A 17,657-nucleotide genomic window follows, 5' to 3' on the forward strand; every position below is an offset into this window, starting at 1 on the left:
AACGAAGAAAATACCGTCAGAGCACGAATGCCCTGACGGTTAATAAGCCCACAACTTAATGCAGCAGCGCCTTCAACTCGCTATTTAATTCTAGCACGCGCAGAAGAATTGTTAGCACTTCAGCCCGTGTCGCCACTTTTGCCGGAGAGAAGCTACCTTCCGAAACGCCTTCGATAATCCCCATCTGCGCCGCAGCATTAATCTGCTCTTTGTTCCACGCGCCGTCGATGTCAGTGAATCCAGCGTTAGTAGTTGCCGGCTTCAAGTTTGCCAGCTTCGCTATGATCGCGATGATCTCTGAGCGCGTAATCTCTTGGTCCGGTCTGAACGTACCGTCACCGTACCCACTAATAATACCAGTTCCCGCCAAGGCATTGATGGCTGCAGAAGCCCAGTGCTGTTTCACATCAGACAGGGGTGCCGGCGTGCTAGTGGTTAAACCGAACAGTTTCGCAATGACAGTCGCGAACTCTGCGCGAGTCATGCTCGCATCTGGTCGGAACGAACCATCGGCGTAGCCTTGAATAACGCCTAGCTTCGTAAACACGCTCACGGTATCCAGTGCCCAATGCTTGCTCGTGTCATTGAACGCCGGCACGCCGCCGTCCTGCTGCGCAAGTTTCACCTTGATAAGCTCTACCAGCGTTTTCTCGTCTATGATTCGGGAAAAAGTAGTTTCCGCTTTAATCTCAGGCTCCTTCTCCGGAGTCGTCTCTGTCTCAGGTTCCCTACTCGGTGGCGCCGCTGTGTCCGGCGAATTCGGTGTATCCGAGCCGTTACTTTGGTGCGATTGCACCGTCACCGTTTTCGTACCTACGACTTGCGAACCGTCCGTCGCTGTCGCTTTAATCGTCACGGTGCCTGCACTTCTTGCCAGGAACACACCTGTCACCGGATCAATGCTCGCCTGACCGTCCACAGAAGTGACAGACCAGCTTACCGCTGGATTGGTCGCTTCAACCGGGCTAACCAAAGCCACCATTTGCAATGTATCGCCCACATAGACAGCATTAGTCACACTAGAAATCTGTATACTGTTTACCAACACATCCGGCACTTCGATCGGCGCTTCATTCACATCAATGACACTGCCATGGAACCTAACTTCCGCCATATTGCCGAACCAAGAGGCGGAATTATATAACCGGATATATCGGTAAGGCGTCGTGTTGCTGATCTTAAAACTTTGCCATTCAGAGGTAGAAGCAGCTCCTGACGTCAAATTCGTCCAAGTCGCATTATCGTTCGAGCCCTGCACCACCATGCCTTTGATTCTGGCTACTTGATCTTGTCTAGCCATAATTTCAACCATTGACAATAAAGCCCGGAAGTCTTGTTTATAATCAAATGTCACATAACCCCCGGCACCATTCGAGCCGTTACGGAAATCGGAAGACGTACTGGCATTCGCATCAAATAAGTAGTTCGTCTGTTTGAGCGTTTCCGCCGTATTGCCTGGCCTGCCAGTTGTGGTGGTCGGATCAATCAAATACGTAATTCCTGTCACATTGTTCAGTAGCCTCGAATCGTCCACAAGAAACAGCTTGCTGTTGTCCGTTGTCAAGAAAACCGTATCTCCATCGCTGCCATCCTGTTGCTTGAAGTTGATGGCGAACTTCACGGTGCCAGTCGGCATCACCGCATTCGAAGCAAGTGTAGCCGTCCAGTTCACGTTGTCCGTAGAGCTTATAGCAGCGTCTAGTCCGCCTATTTTCACAGTCACCTGAGATATCGGCTCTTTCGCTTTCCAAGACAAGTTGATCGTGTTGCCTGGCACAATCCGGTTCATAAATGCCTGCGGTGAGCTCAGGCTAACCGATTCTATTTGGCTAACCGTTTCATACCGCTCTCCGTACATTCTGAATTCGGCGACTTCCAGCATATTCGTCGGTGTCGTCGTCGTGCTTGGCGGCGGCTGAATCACCTGCATTTTAATAAAACGGAACTTCGTATTCTTGTACGCCTCTTTCACGTTCAACCTTTGCAGATCCTCCGAATTGTTCGTCAATCCGTCAGTTAACCGCGTCCATGTCTCACCATCATTGGAGCCAAATAACGTCAGTCCCGAGATCCTCTCCGGAAAGCTTCTTCTCGCCTGAATCTCGAAAGCGCTTGCTGCCACTTTGAAACTCGAACCAAAATCAATGGTATGATACAAATCCCCTGCCAATTGGTACACCGAGAAAGTGTTATCGTTATTATCGATCAGATCAGTAATCGAAGTGCCGAAAGTGGAAGTGACCATTTTGGTGTAATCAAGACTGCCATCACTTAGATGAGGCGTTAACAGCTGAAGACCGACCACCGCACTCCGCAATGTTTGCAGCTTCAGATAAAATTCAGCATCCGTCGCTGTCCCGATTTGTGCCATTGCGTTATTGTAAGCATTCTGATACGTTTCTAGTGACGTCGCCACATAACCCGCAACAGGATTGTAAGCTATAATCGCCGCATCCACCGCACTTTGACGATCATTCGTCACGACAAGCTCAAGCTCCTTCGTTGACACTGAGGTTCCATCACTCGCAACTACGATTACCGTGCTGTTCCCCGCTGTTCCCGGTGTCCACGTAAACGCGCCGCTGCTTGTATCCAGCTTGGCACCCGCTGGCGCGTTCATCATCTCATATGTCACCGTATCCGCCGGATTGCTGTCAGTCGCAGAGAAATCCAGCGAGATAGGCATCCCTATTGAGGCGATAATTGTAGCCGCCGACTTGCCGCTTTTGAACGATGGTGCAGATAGCTGCGTTCCCGCCTTCACGTTAAAATGATCGAGGTCCACAGTCGTGCCGTCACCTTTTACCGTCATGTACATGATGCTGTATACGCTGTCAACTTGACTATAGGTGACTTGACTAATGCCCATATCATAGAGCATATAGCGCCATTCCCCGTTCGTATTAGGAAGTGTTACGTTATAAAATGGCGCCGAATTCCTCTCTTTGCTGAGATCTAATGTAGCTATACCGTTCGTCCGAAACTTAATCCCGATGATCCGGGACGTCGAGCGATCAGCGTACGAGAAGTTCAGTGGAGCAATCGTACTCCCTTCCGACGTTGCTGTCACTTCTACATAGGAAGTCGTGCCTTCTTGCTTCGTTTCCGAGTGATGGTCGAAGGACGTGTACCGATCCTCCAGTTCAACGATCGTATCGCTGGTCATCTCCTTTGGCAGATAAGTCGCCCCTTCGGCTTCCGCCGCCTTTGGTGTATAGATCCAGAAATCACCTCCGCCATCCGGGCTTTCCCAAGCCTGACTAAGTGTACCCTGATAATAATAATTGGATGGAATGCGTTTCGTGAAGGCTTCATAGAAGTACGGTGCCGCCTCTGCGACATTAATCCCTTTTACATACGTGTAGTAGTAATAAATATCCCAAAACTGCGTCGACGTCATTCGCCCTCGATAGGAGTCAGAAATAACACGATAAATACCTTGCGTAACGCCGTTTTCATCTATTTTATAAGGAACCGGTGTCCATGGCGTTTCGTACCCCAGCATATATTGCCAGAAGTAATTGGCTGTTTTTAGAATCCGATGATCCAAAAAATCAAAACAATCCACCGCATTCGCCGCTGTCGATACTGTACCGTCTACTGGATCTACCTTGGTACCCTGAGCATTTAATAACCGCGCCAAAATTGCTGCATTTGTCAAATCACCGCCGCCATGCGCCTGATCCCTTCCCATTTCTACGTGCTGGATAACCGGTTCTTCCAAATGCTCACCTGTCACTGCGTTCGTATCAACAGAACGGAACAACTGCTTGATCGAACCGTTTATGCCTTGATCTGCTGCAGTTTTATTCACGGTGAACCATTCAATCCCTTCATTGTAACGCGCCCGGTTATCGGTAAAAATATACCCCGACATCGCCCCGAGCAGTGGATAGGTATGTTGGTTCATAAAATAGTTGTTACCATGCAAAAACGTTTCCGTTACTGGCACGATTAAATTGTTCGTGAAATCGTCCGTATCCTTCGCCGTCCACTGCAAGGCAGGTGTTTGCGTGCTCGAATAGCGTAAAATTTCGGCCGCCGTGACCATCCGGTTGAGCGGAATACCCATATGAATATGAGAGTCGGTAAAGTACGTATACTTCGTAGGGTCCATTTGCTCCCAAATCCGGATAATCTGCATCGCATTGGCCCTATATACCTCGTCACCAGTGATATAGAACATGAGCGCTTGTGTATACGCTTTCAATCCATCTGCAACAAACGCGCCCTTCCCGTTGACCTCAACGGATGCCGGTTTAGATGGATCCGTTGGCATTGCGTTACTCGAAGTGACCGTCGTCGATGCGTTGGACGACACCGTCATTGCTTTGTAATACGAATACCAAGGCTCCTTCTGGTCGATAACCTGCTGCCTCATATTATCTAATATCTGCTTTGTCAAACCAACACCGGGATGAGTAAATCCATTGCTGCCTGTCGTTTCCATAATTGTGACCGTATCCGTTGCTGTCGGCACCACAGCTGCATGCGCTGAAACTGGCACAAAATAGGCCAAGATGATGACCGCCAAGAAGGCAGCCATCATCCTTGTGCCTGTGCCAACCCGCTGCCGTTGAATTGCGCTTCTAAACTTCATTTCGAACCTCCTCATATTTGCGATAATGGGTAACCTTGCGAACCTCGCCCTCATTATAAACAAGTTACCTCCTTTTGGGAGTGCGGAAATTTAAGACGTGAGTGCACTTTTTAAAGCGATGTGGAAGAACCGTCTTGCGCTTGCTTTATTGGCACGTAAATGAAACAAAAAAAGAGCTCAATTGCAGTAATGATTGCAATTGAGCTCTTTTATTTTCGTAGATAGGCACGTTACAAAATCATTTCTCTCGAAGCAGCAAAAGTTGTATCGAGCTTCGAAGCAGCGCTAGCATTCCTTCATGAAGCAAGCCCTCTATGTTATGAGCTGGCGTTAGACAGACCACTTTTCCGCTACCATAAGCGTGTGTCCAGCCACCAATGGAGTCACCGTCTACAGAATGTGATCTAAGAAAAACGGTAGTATGCTCCTCATCACAATGAACGAAATAATGTTCATCCATAATGTCTAGCGATATTTCTCGGGATTGATCCGAAGGTAATGTGCCTTGATAACTGACCATTTGATGCTTCGATGGGTGAAATTCAAAATATCCTCGCAGCATTTGGACAAGTGCAGATTCCGGCGGATAGGAAGCTAACCCTGAGTGCCAGGCAAGCAAACCACCGCCCCCTTCAACATAACGGGATATCGCTACCGAAACTTCTTCGGTTAACCAATGCTTTACGTCCGCATCATTTGGGTTTAGTCTATCTTCTTTGAACAAGATTACAGCAGCAGGCGCCTCATCTAAACGTTGAACTAAATCTTGAGCAGAAATGTACGCTAGCTGATATTGACCGCCTTCTGTAAGAGGTTCCAGCGCCAGGTTCAGAGCTGTTTGGATAGGTTTTTCAGCATGATAATAATCCCCAACGATTGCATAGATGGTTTTCATCCGTTGTATTCCTCCATAATCTGCAGCGTGCTAGATTGGCATCGGTTCACCTTTATAATTGATGAAAAAGTGATCTGGATCGATCTCCTTTTTCATTTCCAGAATATCCATGATCCCCGTTGCGCTTTCCACTGGATCACCGGGCGCCTTATCACCGCCCATATCCGTCTTGATCCAACCGGGATGAAGTGCGAAGACACGTATTTCTCTGCCCTTTACATATTTTTTGAGCTGCTTAGAGAACATGTTGATGGCTGTTTTCGAGATTGCATAAGGATAATCACCGCCATATGCATTAGACAAGCTGCCAGCTTCTGAAGAAATGTTGATGACAGCCCGCGAACTGCCACTGGGCATCAACGGTAGTAGATGCTTAATGATCCTCATCGGTCCAAACAAATTAATCTCAAAGCTCTGAGCAACGTCCTCCATCTGCAGTTCTTCAATAGAAACGCCTCTGCCCAGCAGTATGCCGGCATTATTAATGATGGCATCTACCGACTGCCCTTTCGCAGTTAGCGAATTGGCTAAGCGATCAACCGTCTCTTCGCGGCATACATCTAGCTCTACCGCCTCAATCTGACCAGGAAATCGATTTATCAAGTCCAGCAATTTCCCATCAGGATTTTCGGACCGAATTCCAGCAATAATCTCGTGTCCTCTTTGTGCAGCTTCTGCTGTCAGTTCATATCCAAGCCCACGGTTGGCACCGGTTATAACTATTTTCATACATGGCCCCCTGACTGCGGCATGACAGGAGTATCCGTTGGAGCGCCAAGCTCCTGAAGGCCAAGCGTAACTCCGAGTTTAGCTATTGTATCAAAATAACTGTATCTCCCTTTGCCATATTCCCCCTTATGGGTTTGCGGGAATCCTTTACTTTCCACGAAATCGATATGCTGCTCAAAGCCGGGAATCGTGAACGTAATAAAATGAACACCCTGCCCATATTGCTGCTTAAATTCGTTCCAAGGCCCTGGTTCATCATAGGCCTCCAGCAGTTCTACAGTTACTGGGCCCATTTGCATATTGGCGATCTTGACTCTACCCGGTATGAAAGTTCCCCGATACCACGTATATCCGCTCTCTGAATGCTGCGGAACATGGTTCAGATCAGGAATGCGAATGACGGGCTTCTCACTACCAAACAATTCACAAAAGTGTTGACTCGCCTCTTCAATGTTGTCTACGATAATGCCGATTTTCATCAATTGATTATTTTCAATATGATCCATGTTTGATGCTCCTCGTAATCATTATTTCTTATCGTTTTCCAATAGCTCAACAATAACTTTTAAGGTGTCAAACGTATCGATATAGGCGTATCTTCCACCGGTATACTCCCCTTTTTGCAGAAGAGGCATTTGATTACGTTCCAGTGTTGTGACTTTATCTCTCATTCCTTCAATCTTAAAGGCAATATGATGCGGACCTTCGCCGTGCTCATCCAAATATTCACGCCAAGTGCTAGGCTTCTCATCTGGCTCAATTAACTCCAATTGCAGCGAGCCCATATTGAAGAAGGCCAACTTTGCTCTGGCTTCCGAAGGCTCTCCTCTATACTCGGTCTGTGCCACATCTCTTGCACCAGTAAGGGACCAGCCTGGATTATTCACTCCAAAGAAGTCAGCATACGCCTGAGATGTTTTTTCAATATCATGAACTAAAATACCGATTTGCGTAATAAAATTAGTACCCAACAAGTTCTTTTCCATTTTTTTTAGCTCCTTTTATTTGCTTTTATTAGCCCTTTACAGAGCCTAGCAGCATACCTTGATTGAAATATTTTTGTAGAAAGGGATATACAACGAGCAGTGGAATTGCGGTGAATACAACCGCAGCCATGCGAACTGCCGGACTAAATTCAAGCCCTTCTTGTGTTGCTCCCATATTTTCACTTGGCTGTATCAGCATTTGACGAAGAAATACTTGGAGTGGCATTTTGTCAGCAGAAGTTAAATAAAGAATAGAGTTAAAATAGGAATTCCAATAATCAACCGTGTAAAAGAGCGTGAAGGTTGCTAAAACCGGCATCGAAAGTGGAAGCACTATTTTCCAAAGCAACTTGAATTCCGAACACCCGTCCATGCGTGCAGATTCTTCAATTTCACTTGGGAAGTTCTGAAATGAGCTGCGAATGACAATGAGATTGAATGGAACAATAGCACCTGTCAAAAACAAAGACCAGTAAGAATCAAGCAGGTTCAAACCTTTTACAAGCAGATATAGCGGTATAATGCCACCACTGAACAGCATCGTAAACAGAACCATGAAATTTAGCACCTTGCGACCCTTTAACCATGATTTGGATAACCCATAGGCCATCAAAGTTGTGAGCACCATACTGATCGTCGTACCAACTACGGCAATAAAGACAGAGTTTTTAAAGGATGTCAGGAAGTTTTTATTTTCCATCAAGTAAGCATATGCATTTAATGTCCAAACTTTGGGTATTAGGAAAAAGCCTCGTGTTAAAATTTCCTGTTTGGTCGCAAAGGATGCAAAAACAACATACATAAATGGGATCAGTACGATAATTAAGACGAGAACCAGTAGCGAATAGACCACGGTTTGGTGTAGAGGATCTCTGCCTCTAAAATCATGCGACTTCATTTCAATAGACCCCTTCCTCCCCGATTTTCTTGGCTACACGGTTCACAATTAAGATTAAACTTAACCCAATAAAAGATTTGAACAAGCCTACTGTCGTGGTATAGCTAAAGTCTCCCTGTAAGATGCCCACGCGGTATACGTAGGTATCAAAGACGTCAGATAATTGCAGGTTAGTTGGATTCTGCATCAGAAGGATGTGTTCGAAACTGGTATCCATTAAGTATCCTACTCGCAGAATGAATAAGATAATGATGGTTGTTCGTAATCCTGGCAGCGTAATATGCCACAATTGTCTCCATCTATCGGCGCCGTCGACGACTGCCGCTTCGTATAGAGTTGGATCTATGGATGCTAATGCCGCAAAGAAAATGACAGCACTCCAACCCGCTTCCTTCCAAATGCTTTGCGAAACGTAGAGGAACCGGAAATAATCACTATCCGTTAATAAAGCAATTGGCGGAAAATCCCAGTTTACCAGTAGCTTGTTAATCCCCCCTTCTTGCACGGAGAACAAGAGAATGGTGAGACTTACGACGATAACCCAGGACAAAAAGTGAGGCACATAAATAACGGTCTGCACAAGCTTTCGAAACCATTTCAATCGAACTTCATTAATAAGTAAGGCTAATACAATCGGTGCTGGAAAAAACAAAACTAAATTCATGCAGCTTAGCAACAATGTGTTTTGCAGAAGCTTCAGAAAGTCTTGTTCTCCGAATAGTTTTCGAAAATTATCCAAACCTACCCAATCACTCTTAAGAAATCCTTCAAAAGGATCAAATTGTTGGAAAGCAATGACGATTCCCGCCATCGGCATATATTTAAAAATAATAAAATAAATCAGCCCCGGAAGTATCATTAGGTAAAGCGGAATTCCCCTCTTCCAAGTACGGAGAGCGCTTCTGCGCTCAGTCGCTATCAATGATTGTGTTAACGGCTCTTTCCCTTTTAGACTGATCGCTTTCATAAAAGCACTTTCCTTTCTACGAGCATGAGGTTCTTCTCTTATTTGCTAAGCTTATATTGTTCATTCATTTCCTCTATTATTTTGTTGCCACCGTCTTTCTTCCAAGCATCAACGGCTGCATCGATGGCATCAAGAGGTTTCTGTCCCATAATAATGGCCACCATCTCACCCATCAGCTTCTGATCCAAAGTAGCCCCGGATTTGGTATACGTTTCAGAGAATAGTCCAGCACCTTTGTCCTTAACCAGATATTTCTTATTTTCATCAAATAAGGCTTGAACCTTCTTCGGCTTTTCTTGATCCTCCCATGGTCTGACCGTATTTAGCGGATCAAATCGATGGAAAAACCAGAAGTTAATCAGCATAGGACGGTCCGCTTCGAAGGCAGGGAGAACCTCATACTTATCACCGGTTTTTTTGTAGTGAATACCTTCAACTCCGTAAGTAATAAGGTTATGTCCCTCGTCTGTGACCATATAATCCATCAACGCCATAATGCGTTCCTGCTTCTTCTTATCGATTTTGGCATTAATGACCACTTTATTCGTTGTCGCGTAGGTTGTATTCCCTTGAAGTCCAGTAGGACCCTTCGGAGGTGCTAACTGAAGTACTTCGGCTGTTGGCACAACCTTCTGGAGATTCGGCAAGCCAGTATCATAAATATTCGTCGCAGGAATATCTGTAAAACCAACCTTATTAGACTCAAATTTAAAATCAGGATCCTGTTGTTTATTAATGGCAAAATCCTTATCCAAAAGTCCATCGGCATACATTTTATGTGTAAATGCTAAGAAGTCCTTTAATTCCTTCGTTTGTGCCTGCCACGGAATAATTCCCCCGTCCGACTCCTTCCACCCATTGGCTAAGCCGAAAGCGAAGCGTAGAGGATCTGCCCCTCGCGTAAAGCTTCTGTTATTGGCTATGGCAAAGGAGTATCCCATGGTGTCATCCTTCCCGTTGCCATCAGGATCATTTTTCGTAAACGCTTTGGCCACTTCATAAAATTCATCAAGCGTTGTTGGTGGCTTTAAGTTCAGCTTTGTTAACCAATCCTTGCGGATCATCATCGTTTCCCGGTACTCCGGATTCCAATTGGGCAAAGCATAGGTTTTGCCTTTTGGATTTCCAATCGCAAGTGTCTCAGCATCCATCGTTTTCACCAGGTTCGGATACTTACTGAGCATAGGCGCTATATCGAGAAAGACGCCTTTATCACGCCATTTAAGAAACTCGGGGCTGTTAATACGAAATACATCAGGAAATGTATTGGAAGCAGCCATCACACCCAATTTTTCCGAGAAATTATCGGCAGGGATCCATTGGATTTTCAAATCAATATTGAGTTTCTTATTTAATTCGTCGATAACTGGATGTTTATCTGACCAAGCGCCGCCTTCATAAGCGATTGACATCATATTAATGCTTATTTTTTCATTTTGCGTATCTGCGGTGTTTGATGCTGCCGGCGTTCCCGAGGCTTTCTTCTCGCCTTCGCTTGTTGAACAACCTGCCATTAAGCTAGCTGAGATAGCAATTACTGCTGAAGACTTTATCCATTTTCTCAAGTCGATGTTCCCCCTTAATGAATGTGAATCTTACCTCTTTAACATAAAGCAATTAGTAAGCGATTACATTATCAGATCTTACGATTTCATAACCAATCATAAACACTTCTTCTGATTCCTGTTCTAATCTTCTTTAGGACTATGAGAAACATACAATCTATTCAAGATAAATGGGGATACGGATAGAAATGACGGTTCCCCTTCCGGTGAAGGAAGTTAACTTAACGCCATAATCACTTCCATACTGTAAAACAAGTCTCGCATGAACATTAGCAATGCCAAGGGATTCCTGCTGAGCTTCGTCCTGGTCTAATGAAGCTGAAATTCCTTCTAGCTGATCTTGAATACGTTCAAGCTCATTCTCTTCTATTCCCGGACCGTTGTCTGCCACCTCAATGACAAGATCCGAACCGTCATTGTAGGCACTAATAATCACAACGCCAGCGCCACCTCTCGGTTCAATCGCATATTTGACGGCGTTTTCCACGAGGGGCTGTAGAATAAACTTCACCACCCGACAACTGATAAACTTATCATTAACTAAGAATCGACTTTGAAAATGTTTAGGAAAACGAACATGAATGATTTCCAAATACTTGCGCAGCTGCTTTAGCTCATCTTCAAGCTTAACCTCCATATCCGTAAATTTGGCTGTGTATCTGTACACGTCTGATAAGTTGCGTGCCATTTTTTCAATTACCGGTACTTTCTCTAGATAGGCCATACTCGAAATAATACCTAGGGTGTTGTACAGCAAATGAGGATTTATTTGATTTTGTAAAGCTTTAATCATCGCCTCCTTTTGTTTAAGCAAAGCTTGCATTTCTTTTATTTTCAGTCTTGAATTCGTAATCATTAGTTCATCTAAACGCTTTACCATGACATTAAAGCTATGGAACAGTTGTTGCAGCTCATCCTGTCCAGGCACGGGTTCAGTCTGTACACTTAGATTTCCCCTGGATACTTGTCTCATCAGGCCGCTTAGGTTCAGAATCGGATTGACGAAACGATTCGTTAATATCGGTACAATCCATACCACAAGTAAAGTAATAATGCCGAGCACCCATAGCATGGAGATTCTTGCTGAGCTTAATCCCACAGCAACTTCGGCGAAAGGGACTAGCGAAACAATTCGCCAACCAGTTACGGATGATCGAGAGCTGCCGATTAAGTAATCAATTCCTCGAAACTTTTGAATGGACGTTTTTGTGTCCTTTGGAATTCTCAAAGCGGCGAGGTCCGTCTGAGACTGGGGAAGACCATTCCACTCTTCATTCGGGTGATAGACGATGGAATCATTGTCAGATACAATGAAGAAGGTCCCCGAGCCTCCCAATTTTGAGACCTTAAACGATCGATCAATTTCCTCTAAGGAAATATCAACCGCGAGCGTCCCAATCAGATCAATCGTTTCTTTATTGTAGATAGGAAGCAGTACCGACATGACTGGCCTTCCATATGCACCTTCATATTTAGCGATATGGGTAGGCAGAATGACAACATTTGATGTAGCAGCAACACCATACCAAGGCTCGTCTACAAAACGGTCGAGCTTACCGAAGTATTGTGCCATAGATACAATTTGATTAGATTTCGATATGAGAAACATGCCCTGTATTTCCGAATAATTCAGCGCGAGGTATCTTCTCATTTCCTTCTCAACGTTCTGTATGTCAGCATTCGTATAGCTTTCACTAGTGAGCCATTCCTGAACAACATCATTCTGGATCAATGAATGTGTAGATTGTTTTAGTTGCTGATAATAATAATCCAAGTGATAATTTAACCGTGCTGTTGCTTCATTGGAGATGGAAAAAAACTCCTTCTCAGCCGCTTTACTGTAGTAATAATTGGAAAGAAGGCCTAAGAGTAAAACCGAGAACACGCTTACACTAAGAAAAGCCAGCACCATTTTCTTTTTTATCGATAGTTTACGAATCGAATTGTAAGCGATCATAGGCCTAATCGCTTTCTATATTCCACAGGAGTTAAGCTTACGATTTGCTTGAAAGTTCGATTAAAGTAAGGCAAAGAAGAGTACCCGACCATATCAGCTATTTCATAAATTTTTAAATCAGGTTCTTGCAAAAGTTCTTTGGCTTTGGTAACGCGCACCATATTCAGATAGTTTAAACAGGTTTGACCCGTTGTCTTCTTGAAAAGCATACTAAAATGAGAGACGCTCATATGAGCAAGATCTGCCATCTGGGCTAGAGAGAAATTTTCAAAGTAATGAAGCTCGATATACTCACTTACTCGTTTGATTGAGGACTTCACATTCTGATTCGTATATTGGGGGGAAATAAGCAGCCATTCCTCCATCAGCCCGGTAAAATGCTTAAGGATTCCTGCTTCATCTTCTGCAGTAAGTAATTTAATGGGGTGCTTAGGATTAACTGCCTGAAGTAAACCGTTTAATTTGGATGACAATATAGCCAGCATGCTTTTGCGCATACCTGGAGTGGTTACACGAAGCTTCAGAATAGAGGCTAATAACGATTTTAATTCCGTAAAAAGGGTCGTATTACTCAACTCGGATAAATGTTCTACGAAATATTGAATACGCAGCACTCCTTCGTGAATTTCCGACATCCCTTCCAGTTTTTTGATCGATCTTTGCAGGGCTGCGTGCAATTCCTCTTCATCTACTGGTTTCAGCAAATATTCCGTTATACCGTAACGCATGACTTGTTTTGCATATTGAAAGTTGTCATAACCACTTACAATGATAGTAACCAAGGGCAGCTGCGCCTCATAAATTTGCTCACTTAACCAAATGCCATTTTTGTGGGGCATCATAATATCTGTAATGACAATACTAGGCCAGTGCTCCCGTATGAAATCCCAAGCTTCTTCACCGCTACTAACCTCACCTGCCACACTAAAATGGGGGTTAAGCCTATCCACCATTTCGGCGATTGCATCACGAATCCATAGCTCATCTTCTGCTACTAGTACCTGAAACATAATCAACCTCCTATGTATTGTTCACAATGATATTCAGAAACTCACTTAATATTAGCTCGAGTGAATTAAAAATATTGTCGTATGAAGTCGAAAATTAAAATAACGAGGCTACCTTTATAAACTGCTTTCTTTTCATCGCCCAATCAACCTTCATCCATCATCCATATGATTACATATCACAATGATTATGGAAAGGAAGACATTCATGGGTTCTACTTTTTTGCAAGCGTTTAAGCTGAAAGCTCGAATTTGGCGGAGTATGCTGGGGAGACCAGGAGTAACTGGTATTGGTGTCGGCTTCGCTGACCCGAACAAACGTGCCAAAGGTGCAGCTATTATTTTATATACCGATAAAAAAATGTCTGCGGCAACAAAGTCCGGTTTGTATGAAATAACGGGTAAATGGAGCAAAGCATCATCCGTGCCTTTTCGAGTCATTATGACCGGACAATTCAAGGAATCTTCCGCCTCTCCAACTCAAACGGGGCCTCGCGAGAGATGGCGTCCCATCCCTGGAGGTGTCGGTGTAGGAACTACGGTGCCAAGATCTGCTGGTGGAACCGGTGGGCTAATCGTCATTAAAAATAATACCCTTTTTATTTTGAGCAACGCTCACGTGCTGATTCCGGATAACACAACGGAGTTCCATAATACGATTCAGCCTGCTCCGGCAGATGGCGGTCGAACAGCCGATCAAATCGGTAGAGCTTTTCAATTCGTGCCACGAAGGACGACAAGCGCAAATTTTCAAGATTCCGCCATTGCTGTCGCGAACTCAAACAATTTGCTGAATCCAAGGTATTTGATTAACGAAAGCGGATCTCTGATCACAGTCCCCGGTCATTTGCTTTCTTACCGGGTAGGAATGACGTTCAAAAAAATGGGTAAAACAAGCGGCTTCGGAAGAGGTGTCGTAGAAGCGATCGGCGTGGAACGAATGGTGACAGGCAATCTAGGTACGCTGCTTTACCGCGACCAAACGGTTGTACGATTTACAGAAAATCGTTCCCGCCCGGGAGATTCAGGTTCCGTATGGCTCAACGACAGCTCGGATCGACTGAATAATTATGCGGCTGCCGTCCATTTTGCCAGCCCTACCGACGGGAGCAGATCCGTCTGTTATCCGATAGAAAGAGCGATGAGAACCTATGGCACATTGGTCGCTATTCCTGCAGGTACAGCCCGATTCAAAGCCGGAGCCGTCGGTGGACGCGCACCGAGAAATAACTATACTTATGTTCGTCCACTTACAGTGAAACAATTGTCCCTCACTCCTGTCTTTAACGTTAGAAGGAAGAAATGAAAAAGATGACTTCTGTAATGAACAGGAGTCATCTTTTCATCTTGAACCCAAACCCAATATATGGTAGAGTACATTATTATTCTCAAAACACAAAATGATAGATTCATTTTTAGCTTACTAAATAGTGAAGGAGATCCATGATAATGCTGAACATTCGCCAAATTCAACCCTATGAACTTGCAGCATTTGCCGCAATTGGCAATCATGCTGAGGAAGCAGTTCTGGTTCAGAGCTATTTGGAAAAAATGATTGGACTCGGTTCTATACGCCTGGAGTGGTGCTATGTCATAGAAGAAGACGGTCACCTGTGTGGACGCATCGCCTTCTGGACTATGCCAAAAGTAGGGAAACCGTTAGCGATGGTTTTGCTGGAGTTACCATGGGATCAAGAGAATTATATCTCCTTCGGTACTACGTTACTTGAGAAAACCCTACCAATTATGAAGACGTATGGTGCTGTGAACATCGAACACGTGTTGGACACCCCTCCCGTTAACCCACAGTTTCAGCGACATGCTGAGAAACGGATGAATTTTCTTTCTCACTTGGGATTTCATGAAATTCGGGAAACCAAACGCTTTGAATGGCAGGTAGACCCTATATCCGCAACCGCTTCCACTCGTTCGTTATCGTTCCTTCCATTGTCAGAAGCTGGAGAGGATGCTTTTGTCGAGGCCATCATGAAGGTTTCCGCGCTAACGCTGGATCAACGAATTAATGATGAGCGCAATGAAGTAGGAGCAAGACAGCATGCTTCCGAGTTGTTTGAAGAACTGAAGGAGATGGAGTATGAACCAGACTGGTGGCAGCTTGCGTATGATGCAGCTGGACAGCTTGTAGGCTTTGTTATGCCGGCCAAAGCCCCCGCCTTCTCGACGATTGCCTATATCGGCGTCGTCCCAGAGCAGCGAGGGAAAGGTTATATCGATTCTCTCCTCAATCAAGGCACTTCCCTATTACTTGCGGCGGGTGAATCTTTGATTCGTGCAGATACAGATGTTAGTAATTTTCCGATGGCCCAAGCATTTTTACGGTCCGGGTACAAACAGTTTTCAACACGTAAAGAGTACAGCTTGAAGCTTGATGATCATTAGTAGATTTGCATTGAGAAGGCTGCCGACAAATGAGCGTCGGCAGCCCTCTTATGTTTTGTTTGGTTAAACAGCCCCAATTTCAGGCCACGCGAGTTCGATGCCATTCGCCGTCAGTAAAGCTTGAAGTTCTTTGAGCTTTACTGCGTCAGCGCGAACCATACTTGGGGTCATCCCTTCGTTCAAACAGAAAGCAGCTGTATAGCCTGCGGACTCCCCGATATTCCATTCAACGGGATGCAGTCTGTAGCAACCATTGGTAATATGGGTTGTTCCTATATTTTTGCAGGCAGCTAGCAAGTTCGTAACCTGTTTGGGAATCAGACTCCCTAATGGAATTTGAAAAGGCAACGATGAAATATCGAGGAAATTCCGTCCGCTCATACTCGGATGCAAGTCGATCCGGTAACATCCGATGCCTACGCTGTCCGGGAACTCTACCGCTCCTTGATCACCTCGTATGGCTGTGCTTACATGCTGTTCCATAATCGTGAACTCCGCTTTGATCCTACGCGATTCCCGTATATACGGCGCTTGGGCCATGCCATCAGCAGTCCCAACGACGTCCGGACGCAGCCTCAGCCCCGGATAGCCTACTCCCCCGTCAGGCCGAGGAGCTTCTGTCTGCAGCCAGTATAACAAAGAAAAGCTCAGTTGTTTCGCTTGATGAAGATGCTTTTCGGCCAACTGTTCTGGTACATCGTAAACATTGCCAAGAAAGTAATCATTCTGCGCCCAATTGACTAACGAAATATCTGACGAATATGTCCCAGCTGCGAAATTCGCTCTATCCACTATCCGGCGATAGATAAACAAAGGATATTTATCCGTACCGGGAAATAACGTTTCTTCTGTTGGTTCCAGCGTCTTCGGATCGGGCGAAACCCAATTCAACTGCGGATTCGGCCAAAATGGTGCTTGAAAAGAGCGCCAGAACTCGTAATCCTTGGGTTTATCAATGACATGATTCTCACCTTCGTTGTAATCCATTGCAAAGCAATAAGTAAAAGCCTGTATATCATGAGGATCAGGGGGACCCTCCAAGGCATGAGGTTCATTAGTTTCTGATTTTGATTCTGCCCCTATTACGTATTCGACATCCGCAAGTGGCAAGACATCCCCGCATTCTGTTGCATCAAGAAAATAAGAGGCGTAAACAGTCAGCTTTTCTCCGTTTTCGCGTTTGATAGTAACTGCTTGAATCTCGTTTCCATGTCTATGCGCCTTTACGATTTTACTACGTGTGTGGATGGTAAGTTTCCTGCTGTTAATGAACGGAGCGAGCATTTGCTGCAATACGGCATGTGTTACGCGTGGTTCAGCGCATAGCCGGCTTACCCCACCATTTCCTGGATTCAAATAATAGGCCGAGCGCCCATACTCTGATAGCGGATAGTGTTCATGGTAGTATTCTCTGACCTCGTCGCGGAACTTGCGGTAGCTTCGCGTACAGCCGAATTGCTCAATCCATTTATGCTCGTCAGGCGGCACTGCCTGGCTCGTCAACTGACCGCCAATCCAGTCGTATTCATCGGTCATGTACACATTTTTCCCCATCCTACACGCGGCTAGAGCTGCAGCGCACCCTCCTACTCCTCCGCCTATAATTGCAACATCTGTGTGCAGATCTCTTTGCAAATTCACCATTCACCAATT

The 17,657-nt window shown here is 45.1% G+C and carries 13 protein-coding genes; 2 read left to right on the forward strand and 11 right to left on the reverse strand.

All coding sequences use genetic code 11. The annotated features are described in order from the left end of the window. Nucleotides 1-55: 55 nt before the first annotated feature. From GQF01_RS14455 to GQF01_RS14500, 10 genes are all read right to left on the reverse strand, one after another. Entirely contained in the window at nucleotides 56-4,600 is a 4,545-nt protein-coding gene (locus GQF01_RS14455; protein ID WP_161407518.1) for an S-layer homology domain-containing protein, read from the reverse strand. A gap of 238 nt (nucleotides 4,601-4,838) precedes the next feature. Continuing rightward, complete coding sequence (locus GQF01_RS14460; RefSeq protein ID WP_161407519.1) at nucleotides 4,839-5,495, reverse strand: ThuA domain-containing protein; 657 nt, start codon at nucleotides 5,493-5,495, stop codon at nucleotides 4,839-4,841. 30 nt (nucleotides 5,496-5,525) lie between these two features. Continuing rightward, nucleotides 5,526-6,224, reverse strand: coding sequence for an SDR family oxidoreductase (locus tag GQF01_RS14465; protein ID WP_161407520.1), 699 nt, complete (start codon nucleotides 6,222-6,224; stop codon nucleotides 5,526-5,528). Beyond that, nucleotides 6,221-6,730, reverse strand: coding sequence for a VOC family protein (locus tag GQF01_RS14470; RefSeq protein WP_161407521.1), 510 nt, complete (start codon nucleotides 6,728-6,730; stop codon nucleotides 6,221-6,223). Before GQF01_RS14470 ends, GQF01_RS14465 begins: the two co-directional genes overlap by 4 nt. A 21-nt stretch (nucleotides 6,731-6,751) precedes the next feature. Then, nucleotides 6,752-7,210, reverse strand: a complete 459-nt coding sequence (locus GQF01_RS14475; RefSeq protein WP_161407522.1) for a VOC family protein — start codon at nucleotides 7,208-7,210, stop codon at nucleotides 6,752-6,754. Between the two features lie 28 nt (nucleotides 7,211-7,238). Continuing rightward, entirely contained in the window at nucleotides 7,239-8,108 is an 870-nt protein-coding gene (locus GQF01_RS14480) for a carbohydrate ABC transporter permease (protein ID WP_161407523.1), read from the reverse strand. A 1-nt stretch (nucleotide 8,109) separates the two neighbouring features. Further along, complete coding sequence (locus tag GQF01_RS14485; RefSeq protein WP_161407524.1) at nucleotides 8,110-9,075, reverse strand: ABC transporter permease; 966 nt, start codon at nucleotides 9,073-9,075, stop codon at nucleotides 8,110-8,112. Nucleotides 9,076-9,113: 38 nt separating this feature from the next. After that, the gene (locus GQF01_RS14490; RefSeq protein ID WP_161407525.1) at nucleotides 9,114-10,640 is read right to left on the reverse strand and encodes an extracellular solute-binding protein; all 1,527 of its coding nucleotides are present in this window, start codon (nucleotides 10,638-10,640) and stop codon (nucleotides 9,114-9,116) included. A gap of 157 nt (nucleotides 10,641-10,797) precedes the next feature. Then, the gene (locus GQF01_RS14495) at nucleotides 10,798-12,597 is read right to left on the reverse strand and encodes a sensor histidine kinase (protein ID WP_161407526.1); all 1,800 of its coding nucleotides are present in this window, start codon (nucleotides 12,595-12,597) and stop codon (nucleotides 10,798-10,800) included. Beyond that, nucleotides 12,594-13,607, reverse strand: a complete 1,014-nt coding sequence (locus tag GQF01_RS14500; protein ID WP_161407527.1) for a response regulator transcription factor — start codon at nucleotides 13,605-13,607, stop codon at nucleotides 12,594-12,596. The genes GQF01_RS14495 and GQF01_RS14500 overlap by 4 nt, the downstream gene beginning before the upstream one ends. A gap of 205 nt (nucleotides 13,608-13,812) precedes the next feature. Between GQF01_RS14500 and GQF01_RS14505 the strand changes: the two genes are divergently transcribed. Then, nucleotides 13,813-14,910 (forward strand): S1 family peptidase, encoded by a 1,098-nt coding sequence (locus GQF01_RS14505; RefSeq protein WP_235959700.1) that lies wholly within the window; start codon nucleotides 13,813-13,815, stop codon nucleotides 14,908-14,910. A gap of 143 nt (nucleotides 14,911-15,053) precedes the next feature. Further along, nucleotides 15,054-16,004, forward strand: coding sequence for a GNAT family N-acetyltransferase (locus GQF01_RS14510; protein WP_235959703.1), 951 nt, complete (start codon nucleotides 15,054-15,056; stop codon nucleotides 16,002-16,004). Between the two features lie 63 nt (nucleotides 16,005-16,067). Here the strand turns inward: GQF01_RS14510 and GQF01_RS14515 are convergent, their stop codons facing one another. Further along, nucleotides 16,068-17,648 carry an FAD-dependent oxidoreductase gene (locus GQF01_RS14515; RefSeq protein ID WP_407945408.1) on the reverse strand — a complete coding sequence of 527 codons (1,581 nt, stop codon included), beginning with the start codon at nucleotides 17,646-17,648 and terminating at the stop codon, nucleotides 16,068-16,070. Between the last annotated feature and the right edge of the window lie 9 nt (nucleotides 17,649-17,657).

It is taken from the genome of Paenibacillus silvestris, assembly GCF_009882985.1.
GTDB classification, from domain to species: Bacteria; Bacillota; Bacilli; order Paenibacillales; family NBRC-103111; genus Paenibacillus_E; species Paenibacillus_E silvestris.